The sequence below is a fragment of the Candidatus Propionivibrio aalborgensis genome, assembly GCF_900089945.1.
Lineage (GTDB): Bacteria > Pseudomonadota > Gammaproteobacteria > Burkholderiales > Rhodocyclaceae > Propionivibrio > Propionivibrio aalborgensis.
The window spans coordinates 1-10,473 of the sequence record NZ_FLQY01000369.1 but is presented as its reverse complement, the minus strand read 5'-3'; the positions used below and the strand labels follow the sequence as shown (position 1 = coordinate 10,473).

The 10,473-nt window shown below is 57.2% G+C and carries 8 protein-coding genes; 1 reads left to right on the top strand and 7 read right to left on the bottom strand.

Features of this window, described 5'->3' with window-relative positions; genetic code table 11:
- The 3 genes from PROAA_RS16195 to PROAA_RS16185 all read right to left on the bottom strand — a co-directional run.
- Positions 1-476, bottom strand: a 476-nt coding sequence (locus PROAA_RS16195; RefSeq protein WP_186412344.1) for a DUF1178 family protein, incomplete at its 3' end; no start/stop codon positions are given.
- Between the two features lie 212 nt (positions 477-688).
- Positions 689-907 (bottom strand): hypothetical protein, encoded by a 219-nt coding sequence (locus PROAA_RS16190; protein ID WP_186412343.1) that lies wholly within the window; start codon positions 905-907, stop codon positions 689-691.
- Positions 908-1,058: 151 nt separating this feature from the next.
- The gene (locus PROAA_RS16185; protein WP_186412342.1) at positions 1,059-2,057 is read right to left on the bottom strand and encodes an AraC family transcriptional regulator; all 999 of its coding nucleotides are present in this window, start codon (positions 2,055-2,057) and stop codon (positions 1,059-1,061) included.
- A 287-nt stretch (positions 2,058-2,344) separates the two neighbouring features.
- Between PROAA_RS16185 and PROAA_RS16180 the strand changes: the two genes are divergently transcribed.
- Positions 2,345-3,580: a hypothetical protein gene (locus PROAA_RS16180; RefSeq protein WP_186412341.1), complete on the top strand. Its 1,236-nt coding sequence runs from the start codon at positions 2,345-2,347 to the stop codon at positions 3,578-3,580.
- 16 nt (positions 3,581-3,596) lie between these two features.
- Here PROAA_RS16180 and hsdR read toward each other — a convergent pair whose 3' ends face one another.
- The 4 genes from hsdR to PROAA_RS16160 form a co-directional block, all read right to left on the bottom strand.
- Complete coding sequence (gene hsdR, locus PROAA_RS16175) at positions 3,597-6,014, bottom strand: EcoAI/FtnUII family type I restriction enzme subunit R (RefSeq protein WP_186412340.1); 2,418 nt, start codon at positions 6,012-6,014, stop codon at positions 3,597-3,599.
- A gap of 135 nt (positions 6,015-6,149) precedes the next feature.
- A complete protein-coding gene (locus tag PROAA_RS16170) occupies positions 6,150-7,604 on the bottom strand; it encodes an ATP-binding protein (protein ID WP_186412339.1) in 1,455 nt (484 codons plus the stop codon).
- Complete coding sequence (locus PROAA_RS16165) at positions 7,604-9,400, bottom strand: GmrSD restriction endonuclease domain-containing protein (protein ID WP_186412338.1); 1,797 nt, start codon at positions 9,398-9,400, stop codon at positions 7,604-7,606. Before PROAA_RS16165 ends, PROAA_RS16170 begins: the two co-directional genes overlap by 1 nt.
- Positions 9,401-9,411: 11 nt before the next feature.
- Positions 9,412-10,461 carry a restriction endonuclease subunit S gene (locus PROAA_RS16160; RefSeq protein ID WP_245664311.1) on the bottom strand — a complete coding sequence of 350 codons (1,050 nt, stop codon included), beginning with the start codon at positions 10,459-10,461 and terminating at the stop codon, positions 9,412-9,414.
- Between the last annotated feature and the right edge of the window lie 12 nt (positions 10,462-10,473).

Here is a 10,473-nt window from a genome sequence, read left to right as displayed (position 1 = left end):
CTCTTCTTGACGATCGGCAGACGCAGTACTTCGATGCCTTCGTCAAGCAAAGACTCGTACTCTTCATCGCTGGCTTCACCGAGGATCGAACGCACAGGCGCTTCAAGATAGTGAATCCTGCGCGCTTCCTCGGCAAAGTTCTGGCCAACGTCTTCGCTGTTCGAGACGATCGACGACATGAGCTGTTCAAAGGCGGCGAACATTTCAGCCTGTGTGCGGGTTGCAGGCAATCCGGTAGAGGACCCGGGCGTGCCAGCATGACGTGCTGGGTCCGATGAGTTTTTTGGCTCCGTTGGATGCGCCGATTTTGCCGGTTTCGACATATGCACGACAGACGGTACGCGCCGTATCTCGGTAGAGCCACAATGCGGGCACGAAATCAAGCCGGCTTCGATCTGGCTATCGTAGGATGACAGCGATTGAAACCAGCCTTCGAAGGGATGTTCCTGTTTGCAGGACAAGTCAAATATGATCATCAGAAAAGTAGGCTGTTAGGGGTGCGGAGAAGGAGCGGAATCGAACAGGCGTGCGAGAAGCCTAATGAGGGATTCCAGACAGGCAATACGCGTAGTTTACCAGATCAGGCCAGACTCCTCGGCATGAATCGGAAATCGACCGCCCTGCCCGACGGTTCAACCCGAATGCTGCCGACCATCAGACTCGAACAGATTGGCGGCGCGAGGGCCAGTCAGTGCCCTTTGTTGCCTAGCGCCTTGGCGACCTCGACAAGGCGCTCCGGTTCCGCATCGCTCAGATCAACCTCCAGCGTCACGTAGTCGACACCCTTGTTCCCTTCAACGGCAAGCGTCAGGATCAAGGCTTTGATCAATGTGGCCTCGTCGACAATGCCATCGGAAGGCACTACGCCCTGGCGAGGTCCGCCGGGGGATTCAATCGTAATTTGCACTCACAACCTCAGTAAAAAGTCCTCAATGGAGCGTAGCTTCTGACGTGTCAATGCGATTGACCGACAGCGCCAATCTCTTGACTCAAGACGTCAGAAATTGAACTTCACGATTGAAACTTGGTGGGAGATTGCCTGGGCAGCACTGCACCCGCTAACGACGACGACAAGAACTGGGGGTCTTTCCGCTCCAGCGTTTGAATGCGCGTGCGAAAGCGCTTTGCTCGGAGAAACCGAGCAGGAAGGTGATGTCGGTGATGGTCTTGGCAGGATCATCAAGATAGCGCAATGCCAGATCGTATCGGGTCTTCTCCAGCACACTCCTGTACGTCAACTCCAGTTCGCCAAGTTTTCGTTGCAACGTGCGCGAACTCATACCCATTTCGCGCGCCAGTAACGCTTCCGACGGCTCACCGGAGGTCAATTGCTCCAGCAAATACGCTCTGGCACGCGCCTCGATGTCGCTGCTGCCGAGCTTCGCGAGTTCCGCCGCCAGGATTGCATCGAATGTCGTCGCAAGCTCCTGGTTGGCTGTCGGGAGCGGTTTGTCTGCCACGTGCCGTCCCAGCACAAATCCATCTTCCGCCTCGCCAAAAGTGACCGGGCAGCCATAGAAATCCTCGTAGGGTCTTGAGTCGACCGGCCGCGGACGTCTCAAATAGACCGACTCGAGGGCAAGAGAGGGGCCAAAGTTCGTCCGGCACATGTCCACAATGATTGCCATCGCGAAATCAGTCATGACGTAGCCCACCAGCGAATTCCCGCGCATACTTTCATAGATCAGATGAAGGCCGTTCGGGCGATCCATACATCGACACGTCGCCTTTTCGCCCACGATCTTCGCGTAGCGCGTCAGGCGCGCAAGCGCCGCGCGCAGGGTTTCGCTGGAGAGCCACGCATAGCCCAGTGTGCCGAGATTTGAAGGGTGCCAGCATTCAGCCGAATGCAATGCAAATGCCGGGTCTGGAACCAGTGAAGCGATCCTGGCAAAGGTTTCGTCGCCAAATCGTGCGGGAATGCGGGCCTTTGGACCGGGCAAAGCCTTTACGTCGAGACCAAAGGGGCGCGTGAATTCTTGCGGGCTGATGCCAAGCCGTTCGATGAGGCGCAACCCGATTTGTCCAAAACTCGCGAGAAATGTTTCCGATGCCATGATCACCCCGCCTTTAGCTCCCAGGTTCGATTATGTCGTATTTGGTCATGCAGTTGGCGCTGAGGGTCAAGTTGGGTAGCCATCCCTTCACTAGAATCGGTGCATAGAGTCGGTAGTTCCTGCTTGCTTTGTTGGCGCTATCGATCTTGAAAACACTGAAACAACGTCGGGAGAACTCCATGCACAGAGCGTACGGCATCGCGGAACCCGCCCCGACACGAGCGCGAAACTGGCCTGACGTGCGCGTTCGGAAATCTGGAAATGAATTGGCCGATAGAAGAGTTGCGATGAATTCCTACAAAGTCACGTTGATCGAAATAGAGACCGCCTTGGCAGAGCTTATGGCCGCACCGAAACGGCTTGCGCCCGGCCCGTATCGCGAAGGCGGTTCGGATGTCGAACAGCCTTTCGTTATCGAAATGGATGCCCTGCCGTTGCTGACGTTCATCGAAGACGTTTCGCGCGGAGCCCGAGTCTATGAATTCCTGACGATGTGTCGCCCCGGAGACATATTGAACTACTTGCGTGTGCGGCCCGTCGCGGTAAATTCCCGTCTTGCCGGAATCTTCGACGAGGAGCTCAAAGCACTCTGGCGAAAGCCCCAAAATCGAGACTGTGGAGACGGATACCTGGCGTTAACGGACTTCGACGCGCATTTCCGGTGGAAAGGCGATGACACCTGGCCGGAAGCCCGCTGCTGGTTGACGTTCCGGGAAAAGCCGTACTGGAACGATCTGCTGACGAACTTGCTCAAGTCGATTCGGCGATTGCAGGAACAATTACGTTTGAGCAACGACCATTTGCTCCACGACGAAGTAAAGCGGATTGATTCGGGCACGCATGTTCGCGATTTCCTGCCGGAAATTCAAAGATGCTGCCGTTCGGAACCCGTGGCACCTGCCGAAACGAAGCTGTCTGGGAAGCTGTTCGCGGCTATCCACGAGTTGATTGCCAAAGACGATGTGAGGTCGGTTTCAAGTGATTTTGTAGACTACTGGTTCTGGCGCATTCTGGTCGACGAGCAGCTTCGACGCTGCGAGCTTGCAGGACAGAAAGAGCCACAAGCCGCGTTTGCTCTGAGCGGTCCGGACGGCGAAGTCGGAAACGTGCCTTTCAGTGACTGGGGGGGATACGTCCACACTCCGGATGAAGGGGCATGCCTGGCGGATCTGTTCATCATGCCGGGCTGGCGTCACTGCTTTCCGGAATCGGACACCGAGGGCGGCATGCTGACTGACATTCTCTATCCGCCAAGGCAAGGGGTTGCGCAGGAGCAGTGTCGGTTTCTGATGATCAAGAGGGATCTCGGAGCGCTTAAATGCGCACGCCGAACCGAGATTGGCGATGGATGGTTTCTCTACGAATCGAAGAGGCCCTACCAGCCCAACTTGAAATTCAGGAACACCTTGGTCAATGAGCCGTTCGGGGCTCCGGAAAGCAGCATTCAGTTCGAAATGGGGTGTGAGGCCTATGGATCGCCCCTTCTTCCGTGGAGACAGTACGGCTATTTGGGCGATTCGTAGGTCGCGGTATCACTCGTCACCTGTCTTCCAGGTAGAGGTAGCGCTGAAATCCGCTGAACGCCCTGCCGATCTCTTCCGGTTTGCCGAGGTCAGCCACCGCGTCGGCAATCGAGTCGTGATACTTGAGTTTCAATAGCGGCGTCAGTTTCGCCTGATCGAGTTCTTCCACCCCGACCGCCACATAGTGCGACAGTACGAAGTCCAGAAACACTTTCTGCTTCGGGTTGAAGTTCTCGCTGATCACTGCCATCGCCCGACCCGCCCGTTCTTCGCGGGTGAGCGGCACTTCGGCATAGGCCACATGGGCCAGCACGTCGAACAGGTCGCTTTTCTCGGCGTCGATGATCTTCTGCATCTCGGCGAGTTGGTCCTTGCCGAAACCCTTCTCGGCCAACCCATCCAGCAGTTTCCTGCGCGTATCCGGTGCGCTCCACAGTGTCCGCAGTTCGTCTTCATCCGTGAAGAAGTCCGGGAGCCTGCCGAACAGCGCCTCCATGAACTGCTGTGCCGACATCGGTGTGCCGTCCGGGTGCCAGAAACTGGTGACCACCATGTGCTGGATCGTGCGCGACTTGCCGTCCGCCAGCGCCACTTTCGCCCTCTTCTTGCAGACGCAGGGGCGCTGGCCGCACTTCGGGCAAGGGTCTTTCGCGCATTCGCAGGGCGATTTGCCGCACAGGTAGCAGGGCGGCGGCGGTTCCTTGATACAAACACAGGGGGTGTGATGGCACTTCCCGCAAATCTCGGGCTCGATGGGTTCTCCATCCCATTCGGCGTCGCTGAAATGGTGGTGCGCCTTCACGAAATCGTAGATCGTGAAATAGTCCTTGCCGTCGAACAGCCGGGTGCCGCGCCCGATGATCTGCTTGAACTCGATCATCGAATTCACCGGCCGCAGCAGCACGATGTTGCGTACATTGCGCGCATCGACACCGGTCGACAGTTTCTGCGACGTGGTGAGGATCGTCGGAATGTGCTTCTCGTTGTCCTGAAAGTCGCGCAGCCACTGTTCGCCCAGCGCTCCGTCGTTGGCCGTCACCCGCTGGCAGTAGTTCGGGTCGATGCTTGTCTTCGCCTGATTGATCAGGTCACGGATCGCCAGTGCATGATCCTGCGTTGCGCAGAACACCAGCGTCTTCTCCCGCTGGTCGATCAGCGACATGAAGATGTCGACGCGCTTCTTCTCGCGGTCCTTGATCTCGATGATCTTGTTGAAGTCGGGTTCTTCGTACCGCTTCCCGGCCTCCACCTCGCCCTCCACCACCTGGTCGTCGGGCGTATAGACATACTCGTCGAGACTGGTCGTGATCTGCTTGACGCGGAACGGCGTCAGGAAGCCGTCGTTGATGCCGTCCTTGAGCGAATAGACGAATACCGGATCGCCGAAGTAGGCGTAGGTATCGACGTTATCCTTGCGCTTCGGCGTCGCGGTCAGGCCAAGCTGCACGGCCGGCGCGAAGTAGTCGAGGATGCCGCGCCAGTTGCTCTCGTCGTTGGCGCCGCCCCGGTGGCACTCGTCGATGACGATGAAGTCGAAGAAATCGGGCGGATACTCGCCGAAATAGGGCGAGGGGTTTCCATCCTGCTCCGGCCCGCTCATGAAAGTCTGAAAAATGGTGAAAAAGATGCTGCCGTTCTTCGGCACCTTGCCCTTCTTGCGAATGTCCGCCGGGTCGATGCGCACCAGTGCCCCATTGCCTACCCTATCGTCAAAGGCTGAAAAGGCGTTAAAAGCCTGGTTGGCCAAAATATTGCGATCGGCAAGGAACAGAATGCGCGGCCGCCGCGAGGCTTGGTCACCTCGCTCGCCCTCGCCTTTCCAATCCGTCAGGTTCCACCGGCTTTGGAAGAGTTTCCAGGCGATCTGGAAGGCGATGAAGGTCTTGCCCGTCCCGGTTGCCAGCGTCAGCAGAATGCGCTCCTGCCCGGCCGCGATTGCCGCCAGCACACGTTCGACGGCGATGTCCTGATAGTAACGCCCCTGGAAATAGCCGCCCCGATCCTCGAAAGGCACGGCAGCAAAGCGATCCCGCCAGGCGTTCCTGGTGGCGAACGTCCGGTTCCACAGCTCGTCGGGCGACGGATAGCGCGCAATCTCGCTTTCCTCCGCCGTCGTCATGTCGATGCCGTAGATGCCCTGCCCGTTGCTGGCATAGGTGAAGCGCACCGCCAGCTTGCCGGCGTAGTCCTTGGCCTGCGCCACACCCTCGGTCAGCGCCTTGTCCCACGCCTTGGCCTCGACCACCGCCAGCCAGGTGTTGCGGTATTCCAGCACATAATCCGCGGTCAGCGCCTTGCCGCGCTTGCCCGCCCCTTCAAGTCGGCCCAGGGTGATCGGGTATTCGCGCCGGATGCGGCTGCCGGCGACCACGCCCCAACCGGCAGCGGCAAGTGCAGGGTCAATGTGCTCGGCGCGGGTTTCAGCTTCATTCATGATGATTAGCCGCCGTCGTCAATACTCAATCAAGAAAATTTTCACAGCACTAGACCAGTAACTCATTGAAAAATATTGGTTATGAACCAGCCGATTCTGTTATCGATCGGTGCAATCAAAACCCGATCAAGAAACTCACGCCCAATGCGGCACATATCCGGCTCGCGGATGATCAGGGTCGGCAATACGAATCAAGCCGGCGTTGAGTGCTTTGTTGATCACTCCGGTGGCCTGCGCCGCATTTTTGGGGTCAATACCCAGGCGAGCACAAAGAGAGGCGTTCTTCATCTTGTCCCCGCTAAGGAACTTCAAGACCGCGTGGAAATAACATGCACGAACGCGCTCATCCTGCGTCATCTCCGCAAAGCTGCGCGGCGCATAAAGCACGACCTGCATGGAATTTTCATCGGCCCTTAACAACGGAGGAGGAAGTTGGAATACTTCTACCGCGGTAAACACCTTGTCGAGGCCGCTACCTTGTTCCTCGCACATGCCCATGCGGCGCATCAGCGAAGCCAGTGCTTCATTACGCGAGCGTGGCGGCAAGTCGATCATGCGGTCGAGTTTCACTAGAGAACGCCCCGGATTGGTGATCTCGATCCGGTCATTGAAGAGCTCGATTTGTGGGCCTGCGCCAGTCACCGTCATGTCCTGATGAATTAGCGCATTGGCTACCAATTCTCGTATTGCCAACTCGGGGAATAGCGGGTGTGCTTCCCGCAATGCCGCTCCGATGTGTTCATTTTTGGGCAGGAGATCATTCAGGTAGCCGACCAAACCTTCGAAACCGGCCGCATAGCCTTTCTGACCATCGTGTCGATACGTCACAGCGGCCGCACGGTTGTTGCCACCATAAGCTACAAAGCGCACTCCCTTTCTGGCCAGACTCGCCTCGAAATCGCTGAGCCGGGTGGCGAACAAGATAGCCCCGAGGTTGGTGATATTCCAGCGCTCGCCCACATCGCGAACGATCAGCCGATCCGCTTCTAGCCGGTCAAAAATACCCGCCCTGTTATCAGGCAAGGGCTGCTTGGTAAGGCGAAAGTATTGGCTGTAATCAAGCAAGGCCAGAACATCGTCGCCCGTAGCGTACTGTCGGGCGATCAATTGTTCCCAACGGTAAGGCTGCATACGCTCGATCAACTGCTGATACCGCTCCGGAAAATCGGTCAGTTTGGGCGTGGCGCTGCCGATCCGGATGAAGGAGATGCTATTGAATGCGACGGGCGTTCCCGTGGCTGCAGGAATCTCCAGCAGTACCACTCGCCCTTGAGGGTGGTTTACAACTCGAAAACTGAATGCAATGCTCGGTTGCAGGCAATTGGCAAGCCAGAGCTGTAACACCTGGCCATTTGCCTTCTTGGCATCCGGATTGAAGTCCGTTCCAACGATATCGTGGCTGCTGTCGTTGATGCCCCAAAGCACGTAGGCGCAATCTCGCCCTTCGATGCGGGCTGAATTGGATAATGCCGAACAACGTTTGCCAATAACGTCCGGATCTGTATTGTTGTTCTTGAACTCAACCCATGATGTTTCTTCGGGCAACGCCCGGAGTTCATCAACCAATGCAATATCACGAGCCTCACTCATCACAACACCTCAAACCACGTCTTGATCTTCAGCGCCATCAACTTTCGCCGCTCCTCCAGAAACGCACCAAACTCCTTGATCTCCCCATCCAGCATCGAAGCCGGAATGCAGTTCATTGCCAGATTGGCCGCCATTTCCGCCTTGTCAGTGATTCCGCCGTATTTCTTCGCGCCGCCGTTGCATTGCTCGGCCAGTTCCTTGAAATAGTTGGCCGGGGGCTTCGCGCCGATGGCGATGTTGATTTCGCTCTGCGCAACCACGTAGTTGGCAATCTGATTGTATAGGCCGCGCGACATGCCCAAATCCTTCAGGTGCTGGCGCGGATACAAGTGATGCACGTCGGCACGGTTGAGCAGCAGGTCGGTCACCGTGATGTCGCGTGACAAAAAACCTTTGTCGCCTAGCTTGGCCTGTGCCGCCTGATAGCAGAGGAAATACGGGCTGTTGATCGACGAGGTATCCATGAACTGCGGCAGCATGCCCGTCCAGAAGCTGTCCGGCAGTTCATTCGGAATCACCGCCTCCAGATAGGCCAGCACGCCCCGGCTATCGATCTGGCGAATGTCGGAATCGAAGGTCGATTCCGGCGAGCCGCTATACCGCCCGCGCAGCACCGACATCGCGTACCAGCGGCGCACCGCCCGTTCCAGATCGGCCGGTGGAATGTTCTCGGCTCGGCCGCGCAGATACAGGATGTACGCGAAGTTGATTGCGTTCTGGCTGTTGATCAGCTTGCTGGTGATGAAACCCGCCGAGCGCAGGATCATCGTTATGCGGTCGAAGTGAGTCTCGTTGACGAAAGCCAGAATGCCCCGCTTCAAGCGTCCGAACGAATCCTCGGCAATCGCTTCCTCGTACTGCTTGGTCTCGAAGTTGCGGCCCGAGAGCAGGGCCACCAGATCCTGCAACTTGCCGCGCCCGAACTCGGAGGTGAATGCCACCCGTAGCATGTCGGTGTAGCTGGGGTCGTAGATGTCGTCATTCACATTGGCGATCCACTTCATCTTGTCGAAGAACTCCGATGCCACAAACGCCTTGTCGCCCTTCGTGATCTTGCCCAGGAACTCCGGCGCCACCGCCAGATGGCAGAAATAGTCGATGGCCTTGCGCAGCAAGTTGCCGCCAAATGTTTCATTGGCGGCGATTTTCGACATCGCAAAGTCCGCTTGCGAGAGCGGCGAACCAGCGGAATTCACGCGGATGAAGATTTCCGTCACCGTCTCGATGTCTAGGTCTTCCGCCAATTCGATGATGCCGACGTGGTTATAAACGATGCCGCGCAGCTTCTCGATAATCCTGTGCACCTTGTCCTGCGAACAGCCCTCGTTTGCCGAGCAATAGCCATTGACCAACTGGTAAACACTGGTCGCCGGATCGAACACTTTGGCGACATCGGGCAGCCAGGCCGCGTTCTTCTGGATCGCCGGGTTGGCGACCTCGAAGCTCTCTTCCTGCGGGTTGAACGCGATGCGGATTTGCACCGTCTCGTAGTCGTCGTTCAGCACCTCGATACCGAGCAGGGACGCCATCAAGGCCGATACCCGCTGCTGGCCGTCGATCAGGATGCGCTTGCCGGCCGACGTGGTGCCGTCCTTGAGCTTCACCGTGTGATTGCGCCAGGCGATCAGATAGCCGACCGGATAGCCCTGATACAGCGAATCCAGCAGGTTGCGCACCTTGGTTGCCTCCCAGACGAAAGGGCGCTGGATTTCCGGAATCGCAATCTCGCCCGACTTGACCCAGGTGAGGATGGTTTCGATGGGGTGCGGCGTGACGGAATAGCGTTGGGTGGACATCGCGGGTCTCGCTAGAGTTGGCCGGAGAAGGCTTGTTGCAGCAGGGATTTTTTCAGGTTGTCGAGCGCGGTCAGCTTTTGCTGGTAGAGGGATTCGAGGCGTTCGGTTTCATCCCTTACCGCACTGAGCGCAGTAACGATTTCCTGCTGCATTGAAACAGATGGGATGCATATCTTCATGCTCTGAAGTCTCTGGATAGTCAGCGTATCAACTGTCGCACCATTTCCCCGGTCAAGCTGGTCAAAGAAAAGGGCCGACTTGAGCCATAAACTTGTGAATTCGCTGCATATATCGGATGTGCGTTTCATCCAAAGAACGCTTGCATCCTTGAAATAGAAACGATCTTCTTCTCGAACTATATGTGCGTTTCCAATAGTCCCAATTGCTGTGATGACAATGTCCCCAGCCGCAGGAACACCCGTTTGTTTCGCAAGCTCGGCGAAGTGTTCCCCGGAAATGAAAAGTTCGTTGTCCACGCGGCCATCTGCCGCCAGCTTGGTTATTTCGCGCCCCCGATAGAACGGAACCCCTTCAGACTTCCATTGGGATTTTAGTACGCGCTTGCTTGAACCAATTCGATAGAGATCATCTAGTCGCTTCTCCTCCCACCCGCCCTGCTCTGTGAAAACAGATTGCAGGTGGCTTTCCAGCGACCTGATATTCGCCAGCACGTCCGCGCTCTCGGCATCGAGCGCGGCGACCTCGCCCATGATGGCCTGCGGGCTGCGGTGGATGACTTCCTCGCCGCCATTCGGGTTCTTCACCGACAGGTCGTAGGTCGTCGTATCAATCGTCGTGGCATCGACGCTCCAGCTTTTCTCGGTGTCGGCCTGCGTTTTTTGCAGTTCGACAAACTCGGCAAGATCGGCGTCGTTGAGCGGGTTAGTCTTGCCCATGTTGCGGCCGGGGTCGAGCTGGTAGTACCAGACCGTGCGCGTCGGCGCACCCTTCTCGAAGAACAGCACGACGGTTTTCACGCCGGCACCCTGAAACGTCCCGCCGGGGCAGTCGAGAACGGTGTGCAGATTGCAGCTCTCCAGCAGCAGTTTGCGCAGGCTCACCGAGGCGTTGTC

Excerpts from the sequence above, each read along its gene's own strand:
- PROAA_RS16185 (WP_186412342.1), bottom strand. The coding sequence starts at position 2,057 with ATGGCATCGGAAACATTTCTCGCGAGTTTTGGACAAATCGGGTTGCGC.
- hsdR (WP_186412340.1), bottom strand. The coding sequence starts at position 6,014 with ATGAATGAAGCTGAAACCCGCGCCGAGCACATTGACCCTGCACTTGCC.
- PROAA_RS16170 (WP_186412339.1), bottom strand. The coding sequence starts at position 7,604 with ATGAGTGAGGCTCGTGATATTGCATTGGTTGATGAACTCCGGGCGTTG.
- PROAA_RS16165 (WP_186412338.1), bottom strand. The coding sequence starts at position 9,400 with ATGTCCACCCAACGCTATTCCGTCACGCCGCACCCCATCGAAACCATC.
- PROAA_RS16180 (WP_186412341.1), top strand. The coding sequence starts at position 2,345 with ATGAATTCCTACAAAGTCACGTTGATCGAAATAGAGACCGCCTTGGCA.